We start from the raw sequence: 25,840 nt of genomic DNA, 5'->3' as shown, positions 1-25,840 counted from the left end.
TGCGGGTGGTCGCGCCGTCCCCGGTGCTGCCCCGGCGTGCCGCCGCTCCCGGCGTCGTCGACGGCCGACCGGTCCCCGCCGGGGCCCGGCTGCTGCTGGTGGTGCGGCACGGCGCGCTCGCCCACCGTCGCGACATCGACCCCGCCGACCCCGCCCCGCCCGCGACCGCCCGGCTGGTCTTCGGCGCCGGCCCGCACGCCTGTCCGGGCGCCGCTCTCGCCCGTGCCCTGCTGGAGGAGTTGCTCGCGGAACTCGCCCCCCACCGCCCGGTGGTGACGCGCGCCCGGGCCGATCGGCACGCCGCGCTGCCCGGTTGGCGCTCGCTGGTCGTCCGGGCGGGCCCGAGGAGTGGTAAGGGCCGGGAGGGGAGGAAGGATCGGGAGGGCACGGTGGACACGGCGGTCCCGAAGGACGGGAAGGGGACAGCGGGCGGCCCCGGTCGTGGGAGGGGGGCGCGGTGAGCACCGACCGACATCCCGCCGGGCCGACCGTCCGAGGGCTTCGTCCCACCGCGCCGTCGGCGCCACCCGGGTCGCTCGCGGGGCTGCGGGTCGCGGTCACCGGGGCGAGCGGCTTCTGCGGGGGCCGGGTCGCCCGGGCCGCCGCCGGCGCGGGCGCCGAGGTGTTCTGCCTCTCCCGACGGCCCGGCCCGGTCGGCCGGCACGTGTTCTGGGACGCCTCCCGGGACCGCCCGGAACTCACCGGCGCCGACCTCGTCGTGCACTGTGCCGCCGAGGTGGGGGACCCGGTGCCCGGATCGCCGGCCGAGGCACGGATGGCCGAGGTCAACGTCACCGGTACCGAGCGTCTGCTGGAGGCCGTGCACGCCGGGTCCTGGACCCCGCCGGCGCTGGTGTGGGTGAGCAGCGCCAGCGTCTACGACCCGCGCCCGGACCGTTCCCGGGTCACCGAGGACCACCCCGTGGTCTCGGGCCACCTCAACGCGTACGGCCGCACCAAGGCGGCGGGGGAACGGATCGCGCTGGCCGCCGGGGCGGTGGCGCTGCGCCCCCGCGCGGTGTACGGGGAGGGGGACCCGCATCTGTGGCCCCGGCTGCGCGACCGGGTGCGGGCGGGCCGGCTTCTGCTTCCCGGCCCGGACGTGTCACTGAGCCTGACGTCTGTCGACAACCTCGCCGATGCCTGCCTGGCCGCCCGGGGGTGGCCGGCCGGGGCGTACAACGTGGCGGACGCCGAGCCGTACCGCCGGGACGCGGCGATCCGGCGGGTGCTGGCCGCGCACGGGGCGCGGGCCCGGATCCACCGGTTGCCGCTGCCGGTGGCCGACGCGGTGGCCCGCATGGCGGAGGCGGCCGGTCGGCGGCGGCCGGGGCGCGACCCGGCGCTCTCCCGGTACGCGGTGGACCAGTTGGCCCGCCCCGTGGTGCTGGACATCGGCCGGGCGCTGGCGACGGGGTGGCGGCCCCGGTGGTCCCTGGCGGACGAGACGTTCGGCCGCACGACCGCGCCCCCGTGCGCTCCGGGGAGCGGACGGGGGCGCGAGGGCTGATCACGCGCCGGGACGCGGACCGTCGATCATTCCGGACGCAGGGTCTCTCAGTCCCGCTCGGCGGGGGAGTCGCCGGCGGTGTTCCCGGCGCCGGCTTCCCCCGGTGCCGTCCCCGGTGGGAGGTTCCCGTCCGTCCCGGCGGGAACGGCCACGGCGTGGCCGATGGCGGGCACCGCCCCACCCACCCGCTCCGCGTACCGGGCCGTCGCCCGCTCGGCCAGCGCCTCGTTCATCAACCGGAAGTCGTGTTCGGCGCCCCGGATCACGGCGCCCAGCACCGGCACCAGCATGCCCCGGAAGGTCTCGCCGTGGTGCACCCGGGTGGCCGGGTTCTCCGGGGTGCCGAGGTCGGTGAGAAGGAAGTGGTGCTCACCGTCGAAGAGGCCGGGGATCCACAGCTTCCCCCGCCACCGCAGTTCCGTCTCCACCTCGGCGATCAGCACCTTCGGCCGGAAGGTCACGGGTCGGCCCTTGGTGGGGTGCATGCGCAACCGCAGCGTGCCGCCGCGCTCCGCCCGTCCCCCGGCCTCCCGGATGAAGGGGTTCCACCCGCCGTAGCGGGGGAAGTCCAGGAGCACCGCCCACACGTCCTCCGGCGGGGCGGGAATCTCGATCTCTGTGGTGACGCTGCGCACGGCGTTCGTTCTCCTCGAGGCGGCTCGGGCGACGCGCCGGGGAGGCGCGGTGACGGACGGTACACGGCGCGTCACGGTGGGCACGGGGGCGCGACTCCGTGGCGCGGGCCCGATGATGCCACGGCCCGAAACCGGAGGGCGCCGGACGGGGTTCTCGGGTCACCCGGTGTTTCACCGGGTTCGGGGCACCGCCGAATCGGGTACCGGTCGGGAATCACGCGTTCGTGCCGCCCCGTTCCGCCGTCCGGCCATCCGGGAGTCCTTCCGTGCCCGTGCCCGTGCCCGTGCCCGTCACGTCCCGCCACCCGTGCCGCCCGGACGCCGGGTGGTGAGCCCCGTGGACCGTCTCTGGTACGCGGCCTACGGGTCGAACACGCACCCCGCCCGGCTGGCCCTCTACCTGCGCGGCGGCGTTCACCCGGACGGCGGGCGCGAGTACCCGGGCTGTCGTGATCCGCGCCCTCCGGAGCGGAGCGTTCCCCTGTGGTTGCCCGGCTCGCTGTACTTCGCCACCCTCTCCCCGGTGTGGCGCGGCGGACGGGCCTTCTACGACCCCGACACCCCCGGCCCCGCCGCCGCGCGCGGCCACCTGCTGCGGCCCGGCCAGTTCGCCGATCTCCTGGCCCAGGAGATGTACCGCGAACCGGGTACGGAACCCGTGCCGGATCTCCACGGCCTGTTGACGGCCGGCCGGCTGCGGGTCGGCCCCGGCCGGTACGAGACGCTGGTCCTCGCCGGGGAACTCGACGGTTTCCCGGTGGTGACCTTCACCGCTCCGTGGCGCTCCGACGAGGTGCCGTCGGTGGCGCCGGCCCCGGCCTACCTGTGGCGGATCGGGGCGGGACTGCGGGAGGCCAACGACTGGACGGCGGAGCGGGCCGCCGACGCGTTGGCGGGGTCCCCCGGTGTCGCCGGGCACTGGACCCGCGACGCCCTGGCCGCGCTGATCGCCGGCCCGCCGCCGGACGCCCCGCCCCCGGACCTCCCGCCCGGGCCGGGCAGGTGATCCGGGGCCGGAAGGGGGCCCCGGTGCCCCCGGGATCACCGCGGGGCGTGCGGCCGGCCGTCGGTCGCGGTGGGCACGGCCTCCCCGGGGGCGGTGATCCCCCGGGCGGGCCCGGCCACGAGGACACCTCGACCGTCGCGACCGTCGCGACCGTCGGGGCCGTCGGATCCGCCCGGGGACGGGACGACCGGGGACGGACCCGCGTCGGGGGTCGGCGTGCGCTCCGCCGGGGCCGGGCGGAGGAGCGCCCGACGCACCCACCAGACGCCCGCGTACAGCAGGAGCGCGGCGACGAGCGCGCCGCCCCCGTTCTTCGCCGCGTCCGAGAACACCCCCTCCGCCACCGACCGAACGGCCGCCCACCCGGACGCGTCGGCCCGGTACGCCTCCGGCGCGTGCAACCCGGCCACGGCGCCGCCGAACGCGGCGACGAGCAGCGCCGCCCGGGCGCCCGTCCGGGCCTTCGCGGGGAGCGCGGCCCGATCGGCCCCGCCGGCCGGGGTTCTCCGGGTGCGGCGGGCCCGCCGGATCGAGTACACGGCGATGGCGATCAGACCCCCGATCGTGCCGACGTGCCCGAGCAGTCGCGCCACGGTGAGATCTCCCGCGACCGGGAAGCGCATGAAGTCGAAGTCGGCGACCACGAAGCCGTCGACATGGGTGAAGGAGTCCCACGCCAGATGTGTCAGGACGCCGATCAGGAGGGAGAGCGCCACCCAGCCCGCCCGGCGGGCCCGGTGCGCGACGCCCCCGCCCCCTCGCCCCGCCGTCCCGCCGGCTCCCGCCGTGCGGAATCGGGCGGGCAGCAGGTCGACGACGGGGCGGCGCACCACCGGGTACAGGAGCAGGAGGACGAGGGCGTGGGCCAGGGCGATGTGGAGGCCGTACAACGCGTGGGAGGTGGTGGCGTTGAGGAACGGCTCGTACCACGACTGCGCGCTCACCGGGATGCGCGCGCTCCCCAGGAAATACGGCATGTCCGGGGCCACGGCACCGCAGACCAGCGCGGCCGGGGAGAACGGGTGACGCATCAGCGGAAGCACCGCGGCGGGGTGGGAGAGCGTGAACGGCATGGGCTGGTGGCCTTCGTGTCGGCACGGCCGCCGGGCCGGCGGGTGACGGGGTGACCGGCCGGGACCGTCGCACGGGTGCACGACGGGATAGGCCGCTTGGAGGCATATCCTCGTCGAGATCATATGTCGTTCAGCTGAATATCGGGAGGGGGTGACCGGACCCCGCCCGGAGTGCCGGTGGGGACGGCTCAGGCGGGACCGGGGCGGCCCGTCCGCCGCGACGGACGCATCGCGTACACGCCGGCGGCCAGTGCGCCCGCCAACGGCAGGGCGACCGTCATCGCCAGAACCGGGAACGGGTGGCCCCACGCCGTCAGGTACGCGGGGGCGAGCAGTGGGAGGGAGGCCACGGCCATGACGGCCATCTCCCGTCCTCCCCGGGACCCCGTGCGCAGGGCCCACAGCAGGGCGGTGATCGCCGGTACCAGCAGGGGCCAGGCCCCGTAATCGGTGCTGAACGGCAGGACCCCGGCGTACAGGGCGGTCATGGGCAGCCACACGGCGGCGGCCATCGCGCCGGCCGTCGCGCACGTCCCGGGGGTCGGCCTCGTGTCGGGTGGGGCGGAGAGCACCAGCAGGGCCGTGAGCAGTGCCAGGGCGGGGGTCACCACCGGATCCCCGAAGGCGGGCCCGGCGGCCATCGCCGCCACGGCCCAGCCCGCCGAGCCGAGGGCGACCGCGGTCGCGCCCGCGCGCCACCGACCGGTCAGGGCCGTGACCGCCCCCACCACGATCAGCGCCGCGGCGAGCAGGAAAGCACTCCAGACGTCGGGGAAGAGCATCGGTGGGCCGGGGGAGGCGACCACCGAGGCGTACCACTCGCTCAGACGCATCCCGCCGCCGGCCGCCGCCGCGGCCACCACGAACGGCGCGGCGTCGGCCAGGAACCGTCCGGTGGGGGAGGCGGAGTCCACGCCCAGCCTCATCCGCACCGCGTGGGCGATGATGTCCGCCGACTCCCGGAGCCGGTCGAGCGGAGGCGTGTCCGCCGTCGTCTCCCGGTGGACGGCGAGGATCTCCTCGCCGTACTCCCGGCGGTACCGGCGCGGGTACAGGAGCAGGAGTCGTTCGATCACGCGGGGGCCGCCGCCGCTCCGGAGGCCCCGAGGCGCCGGCGTGCCTCCCGTGCGGTCGCCGCCAGTCGCTCCGCCTCGACCGCCAGCCTCTCCCGTCCGGGCGCGGCCAGGGTGTAGACCTTGCGGGCCCGACCGTCCACGATCTCCTCGCGGAACACCTCGATCAGCCCGTCCCCCAACAGGCGGTCGAGGGCGCCGTAGAGGGTTCCGGTGCGCAGAACCACCCGGCCACCGGACAGGGCCTTCACCTCGCGGGTGATGGCGTACCCGTGCCGGGGTTCGTCCGCCAGGGCCGTGAGCACCAGAAGGGTGGGCTCCTGCAGGGCGCGCTCGCTCGTCCGACTCATGCTCCCAACATATGTCGTCCGGCGGACCATGGCCAGGGTCGTCGGGGCGGTGGACCTCGTCGCTTCCCGGGGATTCCCGGGATTTCCCGCCCGATGTCTTGACGCCGAACCACTCCGAGGGGAGAGTCCCCATGGCTTGGGAGCGCTCCCACTCCATGGGGGCCTCCCGGCCGTGCACGGACAACGGACACGCCACACGGGTCGACACCAGGAGCCGCCCCCGATGAGACGCACCCGAGGACGCACCACCGCCACCACCACCGAGCCCACCCGCCCCACCGGGGCGATACCCCGCCGGCGCCGCCTGCGGGCCCTCACCGCCCTGGTCGCCGCCGGTACCGCGCTGGTCCTCGCCGCCGGCACCGCCGGTGCGGCCGGCCCGCACCACGGCCCCGGCAAGGATTCCGGCCCGAACCCCGGTAAGGGCAAGGGGCCGTCCGTCACCCGCTTCCACGTCCCGCCGCCCAACCCCGGCGCCCTGACCCAGATCAAGGAACTGGTCCGCGCGGGACAGCTCCGGGACGCCGACCTCATCCGCCGGATGATCAGCACCCCGCAGGCCGTCTGGCTCACCGGCCAGGAGGGCCACGACGTGCGCGCCGACGCCCGCCGCACCGTCATCGGCGCCAAGTGGCAGCGGGCGATGCCGGTCCTGTCGCTGTACAACGTGCCGGGCCGCGACTGCGCCCAGTACTCCGCCGGAGGCGCGTCCGACACCGCCGAGTACGTCGAGTGGATCGACGAGGTCGCCAAGGGCATCGGCCCGCACCCCGCCATCGTGATCCTGGAGCCCGACTCCCTGGCCCTGATGCCGAACGACTGCGGCCAGGACGACGAGGAGGGCACGCTCACCGCCGCCCGCTTCGAGGAGGTCCGATACGCGGTGGGCGTCCTGGCCGCCAAGCCGAAGGTGAACGTCTACCTCGACGCCGGGCACAGCGACTGGCACCGGGTGGACTCCATCGTCTCCCGCCTGCTCGAGGCCGACATCGCCTCCGCGCGCGGCTACTACCTCAACCCCTCGAACTACCAGACCGACGAGAGCCTCGCCCGGTACGGGAACCTGATCTCCGGCTGTCTGGCGTACGCGGCGGAGGGCGGCGACCCCGCCGACTGCCCCAACCAGTGGTGGGAGCCGCAGGAGGCCCTCGACTGGCTGGCCGCGAACGTCACCACCGACCGGGCGGAGTGGACGCCGTACGTCACCGACACCAGCCGCAACGGCCGGGGACCGTGGTCCGCGCCGGAGGACGCCGCGTACCCGGACCCGCAGACCTGGTGCAACCCGCCGGACCGGGGCCTGGGACAGCGCCCCACCACCGCCACCGGCGACCCGCTGATCGACGCGCACCTGTGGATCAAGATCCCCGGTGAGTCCGACGGCGAGTGCCTGCGCGGCACCGACGGTCCGGAGGACCCCGAGCGCGGCACCGTGGCGCCGCGCGCCGGACAGTGGTTCCCGCAGCAGGCGCTGGAGTTGGCGCGACTGGCCCAACCCGCGCTGCGCTGATCCGGCCGGCGCGGGGGTTCGCACGCCCCCGCGCCGACCCGATGGGAACGCGCTGTCCGCGCGCGACCGGTTCCGGGGCGTACCCCGCTCCCCGGGACCGGCGGGCACGCGTTCCCGAGGTCCGATCCGTGGCTCGCTGCCCCTTCCGTCCCGTCCGTCGGGCGGTTCGCGGGCCACCGTCCGCGTATGTTCACGAACCGACGGTGGTCGCGTTGACGGGCCGGAAATGGGTCAGTTTGATGGTGCCCTGAACAACACTGCGAGGGTGGCGTGACAGGGGTGCGGATGGACGGGCTGGTGCTGGACGGCCGATACCGGATCGGGCAGCGGCTCGGCGAGGGGGGCATGGGGGCGGTCTTCGAGGCGGACGACCTGCGCCTGGAACGCCGGGTGGCGGTGAAGGTGATGAGCGGCGTGTCCCTGCGCCGCGATCCACGGGCCAAGGAGCGGTTCGACCGCGAGGCCAAGGTGCTCGCGGGCCTGACCAGCCCCTACATCGTGACGGTGCACGACGCGGGTGAGGCCGCCGTCGAGGGCGGCACCGTCCTCTACCTGGTGATGGAGCGGCTGCACGGCCGGTCGCTGGAACAGGTGTTGGAGGGCGGTCGGCCGGTGCAACCGGCCGAGGTGGCGTTGTGGGGCGAGCAGATCTGTCGCGGGCTCGCCGTCGCCCACCGCGCGGGGGTGGTGCACCGGGACCTCAAGCCGGCCAACGTCATGGTGTGCGTCGACGGCCTGGTGCGGGTGCTGGACTTCGGCATCGCCGCCGTGCTCGCCGACTCCGGTGACCACGCCCGGCTGACCTTCACCGGCCTGGTGGTGGGCACCCCGGCCTACATGGCACCCGAGCAGATCGAGTCCGGCGGCTACGAGGCGCGCAGCGACCTCTACGCGCTGGGCTGCATGATCCACGCGCTGCTGACCGGCCGTCCGCCGTTCCGCGCGGACGCCCTCTACGCCCTGATGCGGCAGCAGATGATGGACACCCCCGAGCCGCCGAGCGCGCTGCGCCCCGGCCTGCCCCCCGAATGGGACGAGTTGGTCCTCGGGCTGCTCGCCAAGCGCCCCGACGCGCGCCCGGCGGGAGCCGCCGAGGTGGCCGACCTGCTGCGGGAGATGCCCTGTCCCGAACTCCCCGACCCGGAGGGGGAGGTCGGGGGAGACGAACCGGACGGCACCGCGGCGGACGGGACCGGGGAGGGAACGGGCCGCCCGTTCGCCGCGGTCTCCGCACCGCTGCCCCCGGCGTACCGACCGACCCGGATCGATCCCCGCCTCTCGCTGGGCAACGGTTTCGCGATCCCGGCGACCCCCGCGCCGGCGACGGTGGTGGACACCGGCGGGACCGGGTTCGCCGCCGCGCCCCTCACCTCCGGCCTGGTGGTCGCCCCGGGTGCCCTGTGGCTGGCCCCCCGCCAGCGGATCGCCCCGCTGCCGGAGACCGAACAGTTGCGGGTGGTGCTCTCCTGGGAGGTCGCCGAGGGGGTGGAGGAGGACCCCGAGGTGGACGCCAGCGCCCTGGTGGTGGGCGGGGACGGCGCGGTCCTCAGCGACGAACACTTCGTCTTCTACAACAACACCGTCACCCGGGGGGACCTGAGCGTCTCCCTGGTGGCGGGGCCGGGCGAGCACGAGATGAGCTTCGGGGTGCGCCAGGAGTGGCTGCCGGCCGGGGCGGAGCGGGTGGTGCTCTCGCTCTCGCTGCACGAGGCCGAGGAGCGCGGGCACACCTTCGGGGTGCTGGCCGACCTGTCGGTGCGGGTGGAGGCGGCGACCGAGGGCTCGGCGGAGAGCGCCGAGGGCGAGTTCCTGTGCGGCTTCCGGCTGCCCGGTCGGCCGGGGTCGGCCACCGGACTGACCCTGGGCGAGCTGTACCGCACCGAGGGCGGATGGGGCTTCCTGGCCGCGAGCCGGGCCTATCCGGGCGGCCTGGTGGAGATCGCGCGGGCGCACGGGGTCGATGTCTGACGGGGTGGGCGCCGCGCCGGGGCACGCGCCCCGGCGCCCGCCGCCCGGGGCGGCGGGCGGGACGCGTCGGGCTCAGGGTTCGACGGTGCCGCTTTCCCGCCGGATCCGGCGCAGGACGACGATCAGGTTGATGATCGCGAGGACCGTCAGGAGGCCGGCTCCGATGGTCAGCATGCTCAGCTCGGCCGGCCCCGGCATGTCGCCGGGCTCGGACGTACCCCACCAGACGGCGAAGATGATCGTCAGACCGACGAACAGCGGGATGAAGATCACCGACAGGCGCATCCGCAGGCGGAGCGCCGAGCGGGCGTTCACCGGCTCGGTCCCGGCGCGCTCCGAACGCCGGCCGATCATCCCGGACCGCGAGCGCGGCACCGGATCCCGGCCCTCGGGCCCGTGACCCCGGCCGGAGGGGCCGGACGCGCGGGAGCCACCGGTCGGATCGGGGTTCTCGGGGGAGGACATGGTCACACTCCGGAGGTTGACGACGCTGCGGAACGGCTCCTGCCCGGTCCTCGTGACCGTACGCGCCCCCCGGCGGTCCGACCCCCGATCGGCCGCCGAACGGGTGATCGCCGGAACGGCCGTCCGACCGGCCGGGGCGCGGCCGGGGCGACGGCCCGCCCGGGTTCGCCCCGCCCGGGTGTCCCGGCCCGTCGGGGCGTGCCCGTCGGAGGGGCACCGGGAAACGGGTGTCCCCACGGCGGCGGGTGTGCCCGGCCGAAAAGGGTCGGTCGGGGCCGCGTCCGCGCGCGGCGCCGCCCGGAGGCGGGTGGGGCCGGTGACGCGGCGTCGGACGTGTCCGGGGTCGCTCGATGGGATCGCGGGGCCGGGCGGGGTCGCCGGCCGGTCCGCCGGGACGGCCGCCGCCTCCGGCGAGGGCCGGGACGAAGCCGGGAAAGACGCGGTGAGAGCGTGATCGGTGGGTCGGGCGGGGCGCCTGAAGCGGAAGACCGCCCTCCGCCGGATCGGCGCGCGCGGTCCCGCCGAGCGGGATCCGGCGAGGGGTGACACCCCGTGAGCGGGCACCGACCGTTCACGGGGCGACCACAGATGTACCACACCACGGGAACGGGCGTACCCCTTTCCGGCCGGCCCGCGGGGAACCGGTGGGCCGGCCGCGCGTGGAGAAGCAGTGAGGGTCCGCGCGGACGTCTGTCGGAGTCGGGGACGATCGGAAAGGATCGGGCTCGTGCTCGGTGTCCTTCGAACCCCGCTTTCCGCCCTGGTTCTCGGGACGGTCGTGATGATCCTTCCGTCGACCCTCGCGGCCCCGGCCCTGGCCGCCCCCTCCGACGCCCCGTCGGACAACGGAGCCCCGGACGGCGCCGGGCCGACCGCCGGGACCGACGGGGACGACGATCCGGCTCACGGGCACACCCACCCCGGCCCCGACCTCCCCGCGGAACTCTCCGACGGCGCCCTGGCCGAGGTGGTCGAGGAGATCGAGCGGTTGCGGGAGAGCGCGGCCGAGGCCGCCGGGCACCACGAGACGATCCGCCGCCGCGAGGAACGGCAGCGCGCCGCGCTGGAACGGGTCCGGGAACGCCTCGCGGAACGACGTGAGAAGGCGGAGGAGTTGCGCGTCGCGATCGGCCGCCAGGCCGGCAAGCGCTACCGCGAGGGCAACGGCTCGGGGCTGGCCCGCCTGGTCCTGGCGGATTCCCCGGAGGAGCTGCTCTCCGAGGCCGACCTCATCGGACGCGGTGAATTGTCGGCCCGCCACCTGCTGGAGGAGTTGGAGGAGACCGAGCGGAGGCTGGCCCATGACGAGGCGTCGGCGGAAGCCCTCCACCGGGTGCTGACCCGGCTGGGCGGCGAGCGCCGATCCGCCCGGCGCACGGTGGAACGCGACCTCGCGCGCGCCGAGGAACGGCTGGAGGAACTGGAGGAGGCGCGGGCCGAGGCGGCGCGCCGGGCCGCCGGGGAGGCGAGGGAGACGCTCACCGTCTGCCCCGTGGAGGGGGAGGAGCCCACCGGGACGGTCGACACCGGCGCGGGGGAGGCCCCCGATCCGGCGCGGATCCCCGGGGACGACGCCGGCGGGGCGGGCGCCGACGCCGGGGAAACCGCCGAGCCGGCCGTGGACACCCCCTGGACCGCGCCCCTGCCGGCCGACGCCGGGGCCGTGCCCACCGCCGGATTCGGCGCGGACGGCGAGCGCTGGGCGGCGGGCCACAGCGGCCAGGACTTCGCGGTGCCCGAGGGCACGGACGTGCTCGCCGTCGGCTCCGGCGTGGTGGTCGCGGTGGAGTGCGACGACGCCTACGGCCTGTCGGTGGTGTTGCGCCACGACAACGGCTACCACAGCCAGTACGCCCACCTCTCCGTCGTCACGGTGGAGCCGGGCGCCCGGGTGGGCACCGGTCGGCGGGTGGGGTTGAGCGGGAACACGGGCAACTCCACCGGTCCGCACCTGCACTTCGAGATCCGGCTCACCCCCCACTACGGGTCGGCCGTCGAACCGATGGGGTGGCTGCGCGACCACGGCGTCTCCCTCGGCTGAGCAGGCGCCCCGCCGGTCGGCCGCCCCGCCGGTCGGCCGCTCCGGCGCTCCGCCGCCCCGGCGCCCTGGTGTCCCGGCGTCGGGCCCGGCCCGTCGCGGGGCGGTCCCGCCGTTCGTCTCGACTCGTTCGCCGCTGCGGTCCCGTCCCGCCGTTCGGTCCCGGTGTTCGTCTCGACTCGTTCCGCGTCGCGGCCCGGTTCCGCCGTCCGGCCCGGTTCCGCCGTCCGGCCCGGTTCCGCCGTCCGGCCCGGTTCCGCCGTCCGGGCCGGTTCCGCCCCGGAACGGGCCGGGGCCCCGGGGCGGTGCGCCGCCCCGGGGCCCCGGTGGGGGGAAGCCCGTTTCCCTCCGTCGAACCGGCCCGAACCCGGTCGGATCCGATCGGATCCGACCGGGCGGGAGTGAGCCGGTCCGAAGCCGGCGTACCGGTCAGACCGTGCTGTGCTCGTCGGTCCGGGGCCCGGAGTCCTCCTGCTCCGAGGGGTGCTCCGGGGGACGCCCCGCGTCGCCGCGCGGCCCCCGGTCGCGCAGTCGCAACCGCCGCCGGCCGCGCGCGGGCCGCTCCTCGTGCCGGGGCTCCTCGCCGGGCTCGTGCTCGTGCCCGGGCATCGGCGCGGTGTCCTCGAGGTCCACCGGGGCGGGGGTCTCCGACGGGCGCAGTCGGCCCTCCATCATGGCGCCGAGTCCGAGGATGGCGCAGCGCCCCGGGGCGTCGGCGATCCGCACGGGCATCCCGGTGCTCTCCCGGATGGTGGCGTCCAGGCCGGGCAGTTCGGCGGCCCCGCCGGTGAGGACGACGCCCCGGTCGGCGAGGTCGGCGACCAGGTCCGGCGGGCAGCGGTGCAGCACCGAGCGGATGGAGTCCAGCAGCGCGGTCAGCGGGGTGCGGACGGCCAGCCGCAGGCTCTGGGGGTCCACGACCACCGTGCGGGCCATGCCGGTGGCCACGTCCCGGCCGTGCACCTCGGCGCGGTCGCGGTCGGACTCGCACAGCGACAGGTGCAGCGGTCGAACGGCCTGACCGGGCAGCAGCAGCTCGTGGTGGTTGCGCAGGTGCTGTACCAGCGCCCGGTCCACGGTGTCCCCACCGACCGGCACGTTCTCCGCCGCGACGATCGAGCCGAGGGAGAGCACGGCGACCTGGGTGCGGGCGGCGCCGCACTGGATGATCATGGCGGCCTCGGGGCGCTCCACCGGCAGGCCGGCGCCGATGCCGGCGCTCAGCAGGCTGTCCACCAGCTCCACGCGGCGGGCGCCGAGGCCGATCAGGGTCTCGTAGGCGGCGCGGCGGGCCAGCGGGTCGGCGTCGTGCGGCACGCAGGCGGCCACGCGCAGCATCGGCTTGCGGCGCAGGGCACGGCGCAGTTTGGTGCCGACCATGGCGCGCAGCATCCGCTGGGCCATCTCGATGTCCACGACGGTCCCGCCGGTGATGGGCTTGACGACGCGGATGCTGGCCGGGGTGCGGCCGGACATGCGCTCGGCCGGGGTGCCGACCGCGATGAGGGATCCGGTGCGGATGTTCACCGCCACGATCGAGGGCTCATCGACGATCAGGCCGGTCTGACGCAGGTAGACGCGGGTGCGGGCGGCACCGAGGTCGGCGGCGACGGTGCAACGACGAAGGTGGTCCAGACTGGGGGTCATGTGATCATCGTGTGGCGACGGTGCGTGACGCGCGCGCCGGACGGCCCGTTCGGGGGACGGCTCCGCCGAGCTTCCCCCGAACGGGCCGGCGGACCCGCCCCGCCCCCGGCCCCGACCCGCGCCGGCGAACCGTCAGACGACCCGCGCGACCGTTTCCACCGGCTCACCGGGACGGTTTGACGCCGCGTCGGCCGACCGGGGTGTTCCAACGGGGTCGACGGTCGGCGTCGGATCGCCCCCGGGCGCCCCGGCGGAACCGACCGTCGTGGCCTCCTCGGCGAACTGCGTGCGGTACAACTCCGCGTAACGGCCGTCGCGCGCCAGCAACTCCCCGTGCGTGCCGCGCTCCACGATCCGCCCGGCCTCCAGGACCAGGATCCGGTCGGCGGCGCGGATGGTGGAGAGCCGGTGCGCGATGACCACCGAGGTGCGGCCGGCCAGGGCCTCGGCCAGTGCCTCCTGCACGGCGGCCTCCGAGTCGGCGTCCAGGTGCGCGGTCGCCTCGTCCAGGATGACCACCCGGGGGTGGGCCAGCAGCAGCCGGGCGATGGTCAGGCGCTGCCGCTCACCGCCGGAGAGCCGGTAACCGCGCTCCCCGACGACGGTGTCCAGGCCGTCCGGCAGCGAGGCGATCAGGGTGTCCAGGCGGGCACGGCGCAGGGCGTCCCACATCTCCGGCTCCTCCGCCTCCGGCCGGGCGAGCAGCAGGTTGGCGCGGATGGTGTCGTGGAAGAGGTGTCCGTCCTGGGTGACCATGCCGACGGCCGACCGCAGGGAGTCGGTGGTCAGGTCCCGTACGTCCACCCCGCCGATCCGCACCGAGCCCGCGTCCGTGTCGTACAGGCGGGGCAGGAGTTGCGCGATGGTGGACTTGCCGGCCCCGGAGGAGCCGACCAGCGCGATCAACTGTCCCGGCTCGGCACGGAAGTCCACGCCGTGCAGCACCGGTTCGCCGCCGCGCGCGTCGAGGACGGCGACCTCCTCGAGGGAGGCGAGGGAGACCCGGTCGGGGGAGGGGTAGGCGAAGTCCACGTCCCGGAACTCCACCGACAGCGGCCCGTCGGGCACCGGTCGGGCGTCGGGCCGCTCGCGGATCAGCGGGGTGAGGTCCAGCACCTCGAAGACCCGCTGGAAGCTCACCAGCGCGCTCATCACCTCCACCCGCGCCCCGGCGAGGGCGGTCAGCGGCGCGTAGAGGCGGGTCAGCAGCAGGGCCAGGGCGACCACCGCGCCCGGCTCCAGGCTCCCGCCCAGCGCCATCACCCCGCCCAGCCCGTAGACCAGGGCCAGTGCCAGGGAGGAGACCAGGGTCAGCGCGGTCACGAAGGTCATCTGCAGCATCGCGGTGCGCACCCCGATGTCCCGCACCCGTTCGGCCCGCTCGATGAACCCGGCGGACTCCTCCTCGGGGCGGCCGTACAGCTTGATCAGGGTGGCGCCGGGGGCGGAGAAGCGTTCGGTCATCCGGGTGTTCATCACCGAGTTGTGGTTGGCGGCCTCCCGGCTCAACCGGGCCAGGCGGGTGCCGATGCGGCGCGCGGGCAGCACGAACACCGGAAGCAGGACCAGGGCCAGCAGGGTGATCCGCCAGGAGAGGGTCAGCATCACCCCGAGGGCGAAGAGCAGGGTCACGGCGTTGCCCAGGACGCCGGAGAGGGTGTCGCTGAAGGCGCGCTGGGCGCCGATCACGTCGTTGTTGAGCCGGCTGACCAGGGCGCCGGTGCGGGTGCGGGTGAAGAACGCGATCGGCATCCGCTGCACGTGGTCGTGGACGGCCCGGCGCAGATCCAGGATGAGGCCCTCGCCGATGCGCGACGACAGCCACCGGGAGAAGAGGCCGATGACCGCCTCGGCGACGGCGATCACGGCGATCAGGACGGCGATGGCCACGATGGTGCCGGGCGCGCCCTGTCGGGTGATGACGGTGACCACCCGGCCGGCGAGCACCGGGGTGGCGACGGCGAGCAGTGCGCCGAGGACGCTCAGCACCAGGAAGACCACCAGTCGCCGCCGGTGGGGGCGGGCGAAGCCGGCGATCCGACGCAGGGTCTTGCGGGAGAAGGGGCGTTGGTCGTCGGGGGCGTGCCGCTGGTTGTACAGGGTGTTCCAGGCGGCGATCTCCATGCTCATCCGGGGCTCCTACCGGTCCGGGGCACGACACGGCGAGGGCCGCGCGCGGGAGTCGGCCCCGGGTGGGGGCCGACTCCCCGAAGGTAGAACCTCAAGTGAACTTCAGGTCAAGGGGCGGGCGGGAAGGGGTGCCGGGAGGATCGCGCCGGGACATCCGCCCCCGCGCCCCCTCCCGGTCGCGCGCGGCCGGATGCCGTCACACGCCCCGGCTCACCCTTCGTCGCCGACCGGCGCCAGCACCACCCAGACCTGGCCCGGTGCGAAGGTGAGCCGGTTGCCCCCGCCATCGGTGAACCGGGTGCCACCACCCGCCGAGAGGCGACTCCAGTCGCCGGTGTACGCCCGCCCGTCGCGCAGCACCACCACCGGCCCCTCGCCGACGGTCTCGGTGTACGGCGTCACGTAGCCGCCGCGGTCCGCGTACTCCGAGGGGCGCACCGTGACGTACTGCACCACCACCGTGGCCGCGCCCAACGTCCCGCCGGCCGTGCTGCCCGCCGGCTCGCCGTCGAAGAACACCTCCCACCGGCCGTCCCCCTCCGACCAGCGGAAACCCACCGAGGTGCCCGGGAAGGCCACCGTGTACTCACCGGTCGGCTCCCCACCCGGCGGTGGATCGCCGAAGCGGAATCCGATGTCCCGGGAGGTGGAGGGGTTCCCGGCGGCCTCGATCACCGCCTCCGGATCCAGGTACAGGTTGTGCGGCGCGAGCCGGGAGGTGTCCCGTTCGAACGCCCCCGGGGCGTCCTCCGGGGCCACCGCGAGCATCGGCGAACTGCGCACCTCCGGCAGCAGGTCCGACCGCGCGCCGGAGAACCCCAGCGCCGGGCGGCCGAACTGCGCCAGGAGCTCCAGGTCGGACTCCCGCACACTGCGCACCGGCCCCACCCGCGCGGGCACCGTCCCCGAGTACACGGCGACCAGACGGGTCAGGCCCGCCTCGACCTCCTCCACGTACACGATCGCCGCGTCCTCCAGCCCGGTGTGCGGCCGGGCCGGGGCGACGTTGTCCACCTTGACGGCGAGCACGGGTCCGTCCGGACCCTCGACGCCGGTGAAGGGGGAGACGCCGGGGTCGCCGCCCGTGGTGTCGAGTCCGCAGGCGGGGAGCAGGGCGAGTGGCAGGCAGAGCGCCAGGGCGACGAGCCGCCGGCGCGGACGCCGGCTCCGGGCGGGGCGGGACGTCCGATGCCCGCCGTGTGATGGTCCGATCACAGGATCACCCCCACCCGGCAGTGCACCACGTCCCGTGCCCGGGGTCGATCCCCCGGGCGCGTACGCGCGACTTCCGAGGCCGAACGGGTGACCCGGCGGGCCCGCCGGGGCGGGTCGGGTCACCCGATCGGGGGGACACGCGCGGGCGTGCGCCGGGTGCTGGGCCGGAGCGGCGGGACGGCACCGGAGGAAGGCGGAGGAAGGCACCGTCCCGCCGCGATCGGGGAGGGGTCCGGGTTCGGACCCCGGGGTGGGTGGTGGTCCACCGGGCCGGTCGGCCCCCCGCCCGGTGAACCACCACCGGCTTCACCGGCCGGCGGGCGTCGATCGACCTTCGCCGGCCGACCTCACCAGCTGGACTTGCGCACCCCCGGCAGGTACCCGGCGTGTGCCTGCGAGCGCAGGTTCACCCGGGAGAGCCCGAAGGCCCGGAAGTGGCCGCGCGGCCGGCCGTCCACCGAGTCGCGGTTGCGCACCCGCACCGCGCTCGCGTCACGCGGCTGGCGCCGCAGCTCGCGCTGCGCGGCCTCGCGGATGTCCGGGTCGGTGTCGGGGCGGCGGATGATCTCCTTCAGCTCGGCCCGCCGCTCGGCGTACCGGGCGACGATCTCCTTGCGTCGTTCGTTCTTCGCGACCTTGCTCTTCTTCGCCACGTCGTCCCCCTCAGACCTTCTCGCCGCGGGCGCGGATACGGGCGACGGCCGCCTCGATCCCGATGGTGTCCACCGTGCGGATGCCCTTGGTGCTCAACCGCAGGCGCACGTGCCGCCCCTCGGAGGGCAACCAGTAGCGCTTGCGCTGGATGTTGGGGTCGAAGCGCCGGGGGGTGCGCCGGTGGGAGTGGGAGATGGCGTTGCCGAAGCCCGGCACGCGGCCGGTCAGTTGGCAGTGGGCGGACACGTGGGCTTCCTCCTGGGTGACGGGCGGGCGTGCGGCTCGTCCGGGGTCGGGGTGCGGTTGTCGGGGTGCGGTCGGGATATCCCCTCCCACCCGTCCGTTCGTGACCGGGGTCACGGAGGGGGCGGGGGGAACGTTAATGAAAATGATTCCCGTTTCTGTATAGTACTCCACATGGCCTCCGGAAACCCCAGCGGATCCTCCCGCTCCACCATTCGGCCGGTGATCAAGCTCCGGTCCACGGCCGGTACCGGCCACACCTACGTCACCCGCAAGAACCGGCGGAACAACCCCGACCGGCTCGTGCTGCGCAAGTACGACCCCGTGGTCCGCCGCCACGTGACCTACCGAGAAGAGCGCTAGGAGAACCGCCGTGAAATCCGGTATCCACCCCACCTACGGGCCCGTCGTCTTCCGTGACCGGGCCGCCGACCACGCCTTCCTCACCCGCTCCACCCTCGCCGGCACGGCGAACGGCGGGAAGACCATCGAATGGGAGGACGGCAACACCTACCCGGTCATCGACGTCGAGACCTCCTCGGTGAGCCACCCCTTCTACACCGGCACCGCCCGGGTGCTGGACACCGCCGGTCGGGTCGAGCGCTTCGAGCGGCGCTACGGCTCCGCCCGGACCGGCCGCGCCCGCGCCGGTGGGTCCTCCGCCGACGCCTCCGGCGCCCGCGACGGGGCCGACGGAGGCCGCTGATGCTGCCCGTCGTCATCGTCGCCGGCCTCCACAGGGATGCCCGCCGCGCCACCGTGCGCCGCCTGCTGCGCGAGGTGCCCGGCGCGGTCGCCCTCCACCACGACCTGTCCGCCGCCCCCGGCGGCACCGTGCGGCGGACCCTCGTCGACGGGACCGGCCTCACCGACGACGCCGAGACACCGCTGGTCAACGACTGCGCCTGCTGCGCGCTGCGCGAGGACCTGGTGCCCGAGCTGGAACGCCTCGCCGACAGCGGCCTGTGCCGGCTGGCCGTCGTGGAGCTGTGGGACGCGGTCGAACCGCGCTCGATGGCCGAGGTGGTGGCCGCACACGGCCACGGTCGCTTCGAACTGGTCGGAGTGACCTGCGCGGTGGATCCCGCCCTCGTGCTGCCCTCCCTGGGCAACGGCGACGACCTCGCCGAGGCCGGCCTGGCCACCGCGCCCACCGATCAACGGGTGATCGCCGACACCTTCGCCCGTCAACTGGAGTACCCGCCGGTACTGGTCCTGGCCGACGGCTCCGAGGTGCCGTCCGACGGCTCGACCCCGACGGCGGACGGCCGACCGGTCGGCGGGGACGGTGGGGGTGGCGGGGTCCTCACGCCCGACCCCGCCGATCCCGCGGATATCGAGCTGCTCACCCAGCTGCACCCCACCGCCCGGCGGATCGCCGTCACCGACCCCGGACTCGTCGCCGCGCTCACCGCCGGGTTCGACCCGGGGGCCGCCGCCGCCCGGCAGCACCCCGCCTGCGCGCTGCTCCCGCAGGAGGCCGACGCGCACGGCGTCACCACCCACGTCTGGCGGGCCAGGCGCCCCTTCCACCCGGCTCGGCTGCACGAGGCGCTGGAGGACCTGGCCTGCGCCGCCGCCCGCAGCCGGGGACGCTTCTGGCTCGCCAACCGTCCCGACACCCTGCTGTCCTGGGACGCCGCGGGCGGGGCGCTGTGCGTGGACAACCTCGGTCCCTGGCTGGCCGCCCTCCCCGACGCGGCCCGCGACCTGGTGCCCGCCGAGCGGTTGGCCGCCGCCGCCCTGGACTGGGACCCGGAACTGGGCGACCGCGGACAGCTGTTGGTGTTCGTCTCCCCGGAACTGGATGTCGACGGAGTGACCGAACTGCTCGACTCCTGCCTGCTGACGGACGGCGAGTACGCCGCCGGCCGGGAGGCGTGGTGCCGGCTGGACTCCGCCTTCGACGAACTGCTGGACCCGGCCGTTCCCTGAGCGCGCGGCACCGCCGGGCACGGTGCCGTCCGATGGCGCGGGCCCCGGTACGGGATCGTGCGTCCGGTCGGCGACGGTCGGCCGGCGACGGGAGAGGTCGGGTGCCTCCGAGGGGCGGCCCGCCCCTGTCCATCGGCCGTCCCGGCCCGGGGCCCACCCCGTCGGACGCACGTCCGCACCTTCCCGTACCGGGGCCCGCGTATCGCGCCGTTCCACCCGCCCGGACCCCTCGGCGGGCCGGCGGCGAACACCGACCCGCCCGTCCCCGACCCACCGACCGCCCGGGCCCCACCGGTCCCGCCGCCGGTGGGGCCCGACCCCGACCCCGTCACCGATCCGGAGGTTCTCCGTGCCCCGTCACCCCCGCGAGCGCAAGCCGCTCCGCGACCGTCCCAACCCGCTGATCGCCGCCGGCATCGAGTACATCGACTACAAGGACACCGATCTGCTCCGGAAGTTCATCTCGGACCGGGGCAAGATCCGCAGCCGTCGGGTCACCCGGCTGACCGTGCGCCAGCAGCGGTTGATGGCGAAGGCGATCAAGAACGCCCGGGAGATGGCTCTGCTGCCCTACGCCGGCCGCTGAGACGCGCTCGGCCGCGCGCCGCTCACACGCCCGGCCCCGCCCGTCGGTCCGCGTACCGCCGATCCCCACGACTCCCGTGCCCCCGCCCCCGGTTCCGTACCCCGGACCCGGGGGTGGGGTGTTTCCGGCCGGCCGTGCTTCCGGGTCGGCTCCCCGGCGTGTCCCGGAACCCACCGGTCCCGGCGGGCGTCACTCTGGGTAGAGATCGTCGGCAGCGCGGCGGCCGGTTACCGGCGAGTCGCACCGGGTCGTCGGGCCTTCGGCGGAGGGCTTTCGAAGGAGCGCCCCCGCCCTCCCGGGGACCGGCGGCAGAGCGGAGCGGAACCCTCCGCATCGCTCCCACCGGCGGTGACGAGGCGACGACCCACGGCTGTGCACGTGCATCCGTCCGTGCATATGCATATGAACGGGGTTATGATCCCCGCGAGTTGAGTCCCACACCCATTCGGGGCTCGGGTACCGCTCTCGTAACGACCGGGGAGAAGCCTGTGACCAAGGCGCACCACGAGGCCGCCGCACACCTGCGGGACGTGGCCTGGATCAAGAGCAGCTACAGCAACGGGCAGGGCAACTGCGCGGAGTTCGCCCTCCTGCCGACCGGAGATGTCGCGCTGCGTAACTCCCGGTTCCCCGAGGGGCCGGCACTCGTCTACACCCGGGCCGAGGTCGAGGCCCTGCTGCGAGGTGTGAAGGACGGGGAGTTCGACCACCTCGTCTCCTGATCCTCCCGAGAGCCGCACCACAGGGAAGCCGCGCCCGGCCCCGGGTCGGAACGCCCGGACCCTCATCGAGTCGCGCCCCCACCCCCGGGGGGACACCGACCCCACACCCCCACACCCCTTGACCCCCACACCCCTCGCGCCCTCCGGGGGACGCGGACCCGGCGCTCCGGCGCTCCGGCGTTCCCCGTTCCTCCGCGCGTACCGGTGGCCCGCCCCGGTCCCGACCCCCACGCGTCACGACGGCCGGCGCCCCCTCGCGGGGGACACCGGCCGTCCGTGGGCGTTTCGTGCGTCCCGGGGTGAACCGGGTGGTTCCTCAACCGAGTCGGAAGGCGGCCCAGACCACCTTGCCGCGCCTGCCGTCACCCAGCGGACGCCATCCCCACCCGTCGCTGAAGCACTCCACCAGGTGCAGGCCGCGACCGCCCTCCATGGACGCGTCGGCCCGTCCCGGTCGCGGCGCGCGTTCGCCGCAGTCCCGCACCGCGCACACCAGCCGGCGGTTGCTGCGCAGCAGCTCCAACTCCACCGGAACGATGTCGGGCGGCTCGGTGACCGTGCCGGGGCGTGCGGTGCTCACCGTCCGGCCGGCGACCCCGCGCGTCGGGGCGGACCCGTCGCGCGGGCGCGGGGCGCGCGGGCCGGAACAGAGGTCCCCGCCGGTCGACGGGTCCGTCCCGGGCGCGGCGTCCGTGGCCCGGGCGGGGTCACCCGACGACTCCGGGCACCCGTGCCGCACGGCGTTGGTCACCAATTCGGAGACGACCAGGGCCACGGTGTCGAAGCGCTCGGAGAGGCGCCATCCGACCAGCGTGTTCCGGGTGAAATCCCGTGCTCCGCGCACGGATTCGGGGCGACTCGGCAGACGTACCGAGACGGCCCCGTCGAGACTGCGCGGATCGATCAGGGACTGCTGTCGACCTAACGTCTCGAGGACGGGCGCTCCTTCGATCCCCATGGTACGGACTCCCGGCGTTCGCGGTGGCGGTGGCGGCTGGGCTGGTCCGGGGAGAGCGGATGGCGGACGGCCCGGACTCCCCGGTGGCCAACGGAGTCACCCCCGTCGGTCCCTGCCGTCTCCCCGTCGAACACGGCAAGGTCGTGCGGGCGCGCCGACACGATGGCGCGCTGCACTCATGCTTCCCAACGCCCACGGCAAATGCAAGGGCAGATGCACGTGCATCAGCAAAATTCCATGCAGTGTAACCGGGCGCGCACACAACGGAGCCCGGAGATGGCAGACTTCTCGGGTCACCAAGGAGGATCGGACCCCATGAGCACACCGCAGTCACCGCGGGGCGGCCGGGCCGGGGAAGTCGGGGGCGCCGACTCCAGCGGCTCCATGGTGCGCCGCATCCTGCTCGGTGCCCAGTTGCGCCGATTGCGCGAGTCCCGCGGGGTCACCCGCGAGGCCGCCGGCTACTCGATCCGCGCCTCGGAATCCAAGATCAGTCGAATGGAGCTGGGGAGGGTGAGCTTCAAGCCGCGCGATGTCGCCGACCTGTTGACGCTCTACGGGGTCATCGAGGAGGCCGAGCGCGAGCCCCTGCTCAACCTCGCCCGGGCCTCCAACCGCCCCGGTTGGTGGCACAGCTACAACGACGTCCTCCCCGGGTGGTTCCCCACCTTCGTGGGTCTGGAAGCCGCCGCCTCCGCCATCGCCACCTACGAGGTGCAGTTCGTCCCCGGCCTGTTGCAGTCCGAGGAATACGCGCACGCCGTCGTCGTCGGCAACTACCCCGACCTCCCCGCCGACGAGGTCGACCGCCGCGTCGCGCTGCGCATGGGACGGCAGAAGATCCTCGTCGGCGAGAACGCCCCCCACCTGCACTGTGTCCTCGACGAGGGTGCGCTGCGCCGCGTCTACGGCGGCCGGGCCGTCATGCGCGACCAGCTGAAACTGCTGGCCGAGTACTCCGAGACGCCCAACATCTCGCTGCGGGTCGTGCCCTTCGACCGCACCGACCACCCCGTCGTCAGCGGCGCCTTCGTCATCCTCTCCTTCTCCGAGGTGGAGATCTCCGACGTCGTCTACCTGGAACAGCTCACCAGCGCCCTCTACCTCGACAAGGAGGACGAGGTCGCCGAGTACCGCCGCACCATGAACGCCCTGGCGGGGGTGGCCGCGACCCCCGAGGAAACCCGACGGCTTCTCCACGAAATCAGTCGGGAACTGTAGGATTCGCGGTGGTTGACGTCCCGTCATCCACGTCATCCTCCAAGACCCACGCGCCGAGGAGTGACATGTCCGACTTCCCCGAGGTCCCGTCCATCGGCCCGGAGGCCGTCCTCGACGACCTCGCCCGTCAGTACATCGACGGTGCCTGGCGGACCGGAAGCGGCGACTGGGACGTCATCGACTTCAACCCCTGGACCGGCGACAAACTCGCCGCCATCACCGTCGCCACCGCCGACGAGGTCGACGCCGCCTACCGCGCGGCCGAGAGGGCCCAGCGCGAATGGGCCGCCGTCACCCCGGGCGCCCGCCGGCGCGTCATCCAGCGCCTGCTCGACCTCATCGACGAGCGCGAACCGCTCATCACCTCGCTGATCACCGCCGAACTCGGCGGCACCCGGGCCCGCGTCACCTACGAACTCGGTCTTGTCCGCGAGGCGCTGCGCGAGGCCCTGCACCTACCGCTGCGCGCCGAGGGCCGCATCCTGCCCTCGCCCGTGGAGGGCAAGGAGAACTACCTCACCCGGATGCCGGTCGGCACCGTCTGCGTCATCTCCCCCTACACCTTCCCGCTCTTCCTCGGTCTGAAGACCGTCGTGCCCGCCCTCGCCCTGGGCAACGCCGTCGTCCTCAAGCCCCACCAGTCCTCCCCGATCTGTGGCGGCACCCTCCTCGCGCGACTGCTGGCCGACGCCGGACTGCCGACGGGACTGTTCAACGTCGTCGTCACCGACATAGCGGAGGTCGGCGACGTCCTCATCGAGCACCCCGTGCCCCGGGTGATCTGCTTCACCGGCTCCGAGGTCACCGGCCGGCACGTCGCCTCCGTCGCCGGCGGTCACTTCAAGCGGGTCGTCCTCGAACTCGGCGGCAACAGCGCCCTGATCGTCCTGGACGACGCCGACACCGCGTACGCGGCCGACGCCGCCGTCTTCAGCCGGTTCATGGACCAGGGCCAGATGTGCATGGCCGCCAACCGCCTCCTGGTCGATCGGAGTGTGCTGTCGGAGTTCACCGAGCACTTCCTCGCCCGGGTCTCCGCCCTGCGGGTCGGCGACCCGGGCGACCCCACCACCGACATCGGCCCCCTCATGGACGCCCGCTACGCGGATCACCTGTGGGCACAGGTCGAGCGCGCGGTGAGCGGAGGAGCGAGGGTCCTGCACGGCGGGGAACGACGCGGCAACCTCGTGCCGCCCACCGTCCTCACCGACGTGCCCGCCGACTCCCCGCTGCACCGCGAGGAGATCTTCGGGCCCGTCGTCCTCCTCACCCCGGTCGAGGGCGAGGACGAGGCGGTGGCCCTGGCCAACGACTCCGCCTACGGGCTGAGCGGTGCCGTGCACACCCGTGACATCCAGCGCGGCCTGCGGGTCGCCCACCGGATCGAGACCGGCATCGTGCACGTCAACGACGCCACCGTCGCCGACGAACCGATCGTGCCCTACGGCGGTATGAAGTGCTCCGGCCTCGGACGCCTCAACGGGGACGCGCTGCTGGACGCCTTCACCGATACCAAGTGGATCTCCGTGCAGCACGGCCGCACGGTCTTCCCCCTCTGACCGCCCTCGCCACCGTCGAGGGCTGTCGGGGCAACCGGGAATGTTGGTTCGTCACCGTTCGATGACGGGGTGTCACCCGGTGTGTCGCGTGGTCGGTGAATGCTTCTACGCTGTGGTCCGTGACGAAGAATCCCGTTCGACCTTCCCGATTCCTCGTGGTCGCCGTGACCGCTGCCCTCCTGTCCGCGTGCTCGGGCGGTGGCGACGCCGATGACGCCGCGCTCCCCGTCCCCACCGCCGAGGAGGAGACCTCCGAGCCGGAGGAGACTCTGAGCGAGGAGGACATCCGGGCCCTGGAGGAACTCCACGACCGTTACTGGACGGAGATCATCGCCATCGAGAACGGTGCTCCCCTCGACGGCGGCCCCCTCCTCGAATTCGCCTCCCCGGACCTCGCCGAGGAAGAGCTTTCCATGATTTCCACATACCATGATGAAGGATTTTTCAGAGTGGGAGAGCCCGAGATCACCGGTGTAACCGTTTTCCCGGTCGATGAGGACTCCGCTCAAGTGGAGTCCTGTGTGAACGAGGACGACTGGCCGATCATGGCGGAAGGTGTGGAGGCTCCGATCGAGAAGCGAGGCGCGACGCCGCGTGCCTTCCTGGCGGAACGAACTTCTGAAGGATGGATTCTGGCGAGTCATGTCCTTCAGGAAGAAGCGGAAATCTCGTGTTGAGCCCTGTGGGGCCCGGATGGTCGGCCCGAGGAGGAGCGGTGATTCTTGCCGCTTGTGCGGCAGCTTTGGCTTTGCCAACCTCTTCTGCCATGGCTGATCGAAGCGATCCCGACTGCTGGACGGAGCGTGGTACCGGAAGAATGGTCTATGTGTGTGGAGGGAGGGTCCCCGAGGGAGGCGGAGGCAGCGGATCGGGAGGAAATGACGGCGGCAGCAGTGGTTCCGCTTCCCCGTCGTGTGATCTGTCCTTGGTGGAGGGCAGGGGGGATGCGCAGTGGTGTGAGGGGGTGAACGCGTGTTGGGCGGCCATTCCGTCGTATCTCTACCCGACTCCCGACAAGTGGCCGGAGGAGCCTCCTTCGGAGGACTCCGTCTACGTCTTCAAGAGGTGTTATGCCCCCGACGGGGCGCAGCTTCCCGGGGTGTGGGAGTTCATCACGCCGGGGGATTCCGGTCTTTCGTTGGAGGAGTTGGCGTGGGAGGCGTTCGGGGAGTTGGTCGTTCCTGATTTCACGCTCGCGCACAGTCCGCCGGTGCGTGCGGTGATCTTCGTGGATACGTGGTGGTGGGTGGAGGGTCCGTCGGATGGTGAGGTGCGGGGGAGTTCGGCCGGTGGGGTGGTGGCGATCGCGGAGCCGGCGCGGTTGGAGGTGGATCCGGGTGAT

At 74.2% G+C, this 25,840-nt stretch carries 24 protein-coding genes and 2 pseudogenes; 15 read left to right on the top strand and 11 right to left on the bottom strand.

Annotation, left to right across the window (positions count from 1 at the left end; translation table 11 throughout):
- Together LZF96_RS25130 and LZF96_RS25125 are read left to right on the top strand one after the other, a co-directional pair.
- Window positions 1–461 (top strand): annotated as a pseudogene (locus LZF96_RS25130) (cytochrome P450); the annotation flags it as partial.
- Entirely contained in the window at window positions 458–1,510 is a 1,053-nt protein-coding gene (locus LZF96_RS25125) for an NAD-dependent epimerase/dehydratase family protein (protein ID WP_308294287.1), read from the top strand. The pseudogene LZF96_RS25130 and the gene LZF96_RS25125, both read left to right, overlap by 4 nt.
- 47 nt (window positions 1,511–1,557) lie before the next feature.
- On the opposite strand, the gene LZF96_RS25120 is transcribed toward LZF96_RS25125, so the two are convergent.
- Window positions 1,558–2,145, bottom strand: coding sequence for an SRPBCC domain-containing protein (locus LZF96_RS25120; protein ID WP_233876951.1), 588 nt, complete (start codon window positions 2,143–2,145; stop codon window positions 1,558–1,560).
- Between the two features lie 337 nt (window positions 2,146–2,482).
- Between LZF96_RS25120 and LZF96_RS25115 the strand changes: the two genes are divergently transcribed.
- On the top strand, window positions 2,483–3,151 hold the full coding sequence (locus tag LZF96_RS25115) for a histone deacetylase (protein WP_233876949.1): 669 nt from the start codon (window positions 2,483–2,485) through the stop codon (window positions 3,149–3,151).
- A 35-nt stretch (window positions 3,152–3,186) separates the two neighbouring features.
- Here LZF96_RS25115 and LZF96_RS25110 read toward each other — a convergent pair whose 3' ends face one another.
- From LZF96_RS25110 to LZF96_RS25100, 3 genes are all read right to left on the bottom strand, one after another.
- A complete protein-coding gene (locus tag LZF96_RS25110; RefSeq protein ID WP_233876947.1) occupies window positions 3,187–4,224 on the bottom strand; it encodes a DUF4184 family protein in 1,038 nt (345 codons plus the stop codon).
- 188 nt (window positions 4,225–4,412) lie between these two features.
- The gene (locus LZF96_RS25105) at window positions 4,413–5,300 is read right to left on the bottom strand and encodes a hypothetical protein (protein ID WP_233876945.1); all 888 of its coding nucleotides are present in this window, start codon (window positions 5,298–5,300) and stop codon (window positions 4,413–4,415) included.
- Window positions 5,297–5,647, bottom strand: a complete 351-nt coding sequence (locus LZF96_RS25100) for a PadR family transcriptional regulator (protein WP_233876943.1) — start codon at window positions 5,645–5,647, stop codon at window positions 5,297–5,299. The genes LZF96_RS25105 and LZF96_RS25100 overlap by 4 nt, the downstream gene beginning before the upstream one ends.
- Window positions 5,648–5,870: 223 nt before the next feature.
- Between LZF96_RS25100 and LZF96_RS25095 the strand changes: the two genes are divergently transcribed.
- A complete protein-coding gene (locus tag LZF96_RS25095; RefSeq protein ID WP_233876941.1) occupies window positions 5,871–7,157 on the top strand; it encodes a glycoside hydrolase family 6 protein in 1,287 nt (428 codons plus the stop codon).
- A 270-nt stretch (window positions 7,158–7,427) separates the two neighbouring features.
- Window positions 7,428–9,125 (top strand): protein kinase, encoded by a 1,698-nt coding sequence (locus LZF96_RS25090; protein ID WP_233876939.1) that lies wholly within the window; start codon window positions 7,428–7,430, stop codon window positions 9,123–9,125.
- A 72-nt stretch (window positions 9,126–9,197) separates the two neighbouring features.
- On the opposite strand, the gene LZF96_RS25085 is transcribed toward LZF96_RS25090, so the two are convergent.
- Window positions 9,198–9,590, bottom strand: coding sequence for a DUF6343 family protein (locus LZF96_RS25085; RefSeq protein WP_233876937.1), 393 nt, complete (start codon window positions 9,588–9,590; stop codon window positions 9,198–9,200).
- A gap of 781 nt (window positions 9,591–10,371) precedes the next feature.
- Between LZF96_RS25085 and LZF96_RS25080 the strand changes: the two genes are divergently transcribed.
- Window positions 10,372–11,631: a M23 family metallopeptidase gene (locus LZF96_RS25080; RefSeq protein WP_233876935.1), complete on the top strand. Its 1,260-nt coding sequence runs from the start codon at window positions 10,372–10,374 to the stop codon at window positions 11,629–11,631.
- Window positions 11,632–12,279: 648 nt separating this feature from the next.
- Here the strand turns inward: LZF96_RS25080 and LZF96_RS25075 are convergent.
- From LZF96_RS25075 to rpmB, 5 genes and pseudogenes are all read right to left on the bottom strand, one after another.
- A pseudogene (locus LZF96_RS25075) lies at window positions 12,280–13,275 on the bottom strand (rod shape-determining protein); the annotation flags it as partial.
- 132 nt (window positions 13,276–13,407) lie between these two features.
- The gene (locus LZF96_RS25070; protein WP_233876933.1) at window positions 13,408–15,405 is read right to left on the bottom strand and encodes an ABC transporter ATP-binding protein; all 1,998 of its coding nucleotides are present in this window, start codon (window positions 15,403–15,405) and stop codon (window positions 13,408–13,410) included.
- 210 nt (window positions 15,406–15,615) lie between these two features.
- Window positions 15,616–16,620 carry a DUF3048 domain-containing protein gene (locus LZF96_RS25065; protein ID WP_233876930.1) on the bottom strand — a complete coding sequence of 335 codons (1,005 nt, stop codon included), beginning with the start codon at window positions 16,618–16,620 and terminating at the stop codon, window positions 15,616–15,618.
- Window positions 16,621–16,967: 347 nt separating this feature from the next.
- Window positions 16,968–17,273 carry a 30S ribosomal protein S14 gene (gene rpsN, locus LZF96_RS25060; RefSeq protein WP_233876928.1) on the bottom strand — a complete coding sequence of 102 codons (306 nt, stop codon included), beginning with the start codon at window positions 17,271–17,273 and terminating at the stop codon, window positions 16,968–16,970.
- A gap of 10 nt (window positions 17,274–17,283) precedes the next feature.
- On the bottom strand, window positions 17,284–17,520 hold the full coding sequence (gene rpmB, locus LZF96_RS25055; RefSeq protein ID WP_233876926.1) for a 50S ribosomal protein L28: 237 nt from the start codon (window positions 17,518–17,520) through the stop codon (window positions 17,284–17,286).
- Window positions 17,521–17,691: 171 nt separating this feature from the next.
- On the opposite strand from rpmB, the gene rpmG reads away from it, so the two are divergent.
- The 5 genes from rpmG to LZF96_RS25030 all read left to right on the top strand — a co-directional run bounded on the left by rpmG (window position 17,692) and on the right by LZF96_RS25030 (window position 20,760).
- The gene (gene rpmG, locus LZF96_RS25050) at window positions 17,692–17,880 is read left to right on the top strand and encodes a 50S ribosomal protein L33 (RefSeq protein ID WP_233876924.1); all 189 of its coding nucleotides are present in this window, start codon (window positions 17,692–17,694) and stop codon (window positions 17,878–17,880) included.
- Window positions 17,881–17,890: 10 nt separating this feature from the next.
- Window positions 17,891–18,223 (top strand): type B 50S ribosomal protein L31, encoded by a 333-nt coding sequence (locus LZF96_RS25045; RefSeq protein ID WP_233876922.1) that lies wholly within the window; start codon window positions 17,891–17,893, stop codon window positions 18,221–18,223.
- Window positions 18,223–19,452: a GTP-binding protein gene (locus LZF96_RS25040; protein ID WP_233876920.1), complete on the top strand. Its 1,230-nt coding sequence runs from the start codon at window positions 18,223–18,225 to the stop codon at window positions 19,450–19,452. The genes LZF96_RS25045 and LZF96_RS25040 overlap by 1 nt, the downstream gene beginning before the upstream one ends.
- A gap of 349 nt (window positions 19,453–19,801) precedes the next feature.
- On the top strand, window positions 19,802–20,038 hold the full coding sequence (gene rpsR, locus LZF96_RS25035; RefSeq protein WP_233876918.1) for a 30S ribosomal protein S18: 237 nt from the start codon (window positions 19,802–19,804) through the stop codon (window positions 20,036–20,038).
- A 488-nt stretch (window positions 20,039–20,526) separates the two neighbouring features.
- Complete coding sequence (locus LZF96_RS25030; RefSeq protein ID WP_233876916.1) at window positions 20,527–20,760, top strand: DUF397 domain-containing protein; 234 nt, start codon at window positions 20,527–20,529, stop codon at window positions 20,758–20,760.
- 316 nt (window positions 20,761–21,076) lie between these two features.
- On the opposite strand, the gene LZF96_RS25025 is transcribed toward LZF96_RS25030, so the two are convergent.
- The gene (locus LZF96_RS25025; protein ID WP_233876915.1) at window positions 21,077–21,718 is read right to left on the bottom strand and encodes an ATP-binding protein; all 642 of its coding nucleotides are present in this window, start codon (window positions 21,716–21,718) and stop codon (window positions 21,077–21,079) included.
- 384 nt (window positions 21,719–22,102) lie between these two features.
- On the opposite strand from LZF96_RS25025, the gene LZF96_RS25020 reads away from it, so the two are divergent.
- From LZF96_RS25020 to LZF96_RS25005, 4 genes are all read left to right on the top strand, one after another.
- Window positions 22,103–22,939, top strand: coding sequence for a helix-turn-helix transcriptional regulator (locus LZF96_RS25020; protein ID WP_233876955.1), 837 nt, complete (start codon window positions 22,103–22,105; stop codon window positions 22,937–22,939).
- A 65-nt stretch (window positions 22,940–23,004) separates the two neighbouring features.
- Window positions 23,005–24,498, top strand: coding sequence for an aldehyde dehydrogenase family protein (locus tag LZF96_RS25015; RefSeq protein ID WP_233876913.1), 1,494 nt, complete (start codon window positions 23,005–23,007; stop codon window positions 24,496–24,498).
- 119 nt (window positions 24,499–24,617) lie between these two features.
- Complete coding sequence (locus tag LZF96_RS25010) at window positions 24,618–25,175, top strand: hypothetical protein (protein ID WP_233876911.1); 558 nt, start codon at window positions 24,618–24,620, stop codon at window positions 25,173–25,175.
- Window positions 25,176–25,462: 287 nt separating this feature from the next.
- Window positions 25,463–25,840 (top strand): hypothetical protein (locus LZF96_RS25005; protein WP_233876909.1); only part of this gene is annotated, 378 nt, incomplete at its 3' end.

The sequence above is a fragment of the Streptomyces sp. ST2-7A genome, assembly GCF_021390475.1.
Classification (GTDB): Bacteria; Actinomycetota; Actinomycetes; order Streptomycetales; family Streptomycetaceae; genus Streptomyces.
Note: the sequence above shows the minus strand (reverse complement) of the source record. Positions and strands in the feature narration are given on the sequence as shown.

Coding starts and splice junctions, on each gene's coding strand:
- LZF96_RS25110 (WP_233876947.1), bottom strand. CDS start 4,224: ATGCCGTTCACGCTCTCCCACCCCGCCGCGGTGCTTCCGCTGATGCGT.
- LZF96_RS25100 (WP_233876943.1), bottom strand. CDS start 5,647: ATGAGTCGGACGAGCGAGCGCGCCCTGCAGGAGCCCACCCTTCTGGTG.
- LZF96_RS25095 (WP_233876941.1), top strand. CDS start 5,871: ATGAGACGCACCCGAGGACGCACCACCGCCACCACCACCGAGCCCACC.
- LZF96_RS25085 (WP_233876937.1), bottom strand. CDS start 9,590: ATGTCCTCCCCCGAGAACCCCGATCCGACCGGTGGCTCCCGCGCGTCC.
- LZF96_RS25080 (WP_233876935.1), top strand. CDS start 10,372: ATGATCCTTCCGTCGACCCTCGCGGCCCCGGCCCTGGCCGCCCCCTCC.
- LZF96_RS25070 (WP_233876933.1), bottom strand. CDS start 15,405: ATGAGCATGGAGATCGCCGCCTGGAACACCCTGTACAACCAGCGGCAC.
- rpmG (WP_233876924.1), top strand. CDS start 17,692: ATGGCCTCCGGAAACCCCAGCGGATCCTCCCGCTCCACCATTCGGCCG.
- LZF96_RS25040 (WP_233876920.1), top strand. CDS start 18,223: ATGCTGCCCGTCGTCATCGTCGCCGGCCTCCACAGGGATGCCCGCCGC.
- LZF96_RS25025 (WP_233876915.1), bottom strand. CDS start 21,718: ATGGGGATCGAAGGAGCGCCCGTCCTCGAGACGTTAGGTCGACAGCAG.
- LZF96_RS25020 (WP_233876955.1), top strand. CDS start 22,103: ATGGTGCGCCGCATCCTGCTCGGTGCCCAGTTGCGCCGATTGCGCGAG.
- LZF96_RS25015 (WP_233876913.1), top strand. CDS start 23,005: ATGTCCGACTTCCCCGAGGTCCCGTCCATCGGCCCGGAGGCCGTCCTC.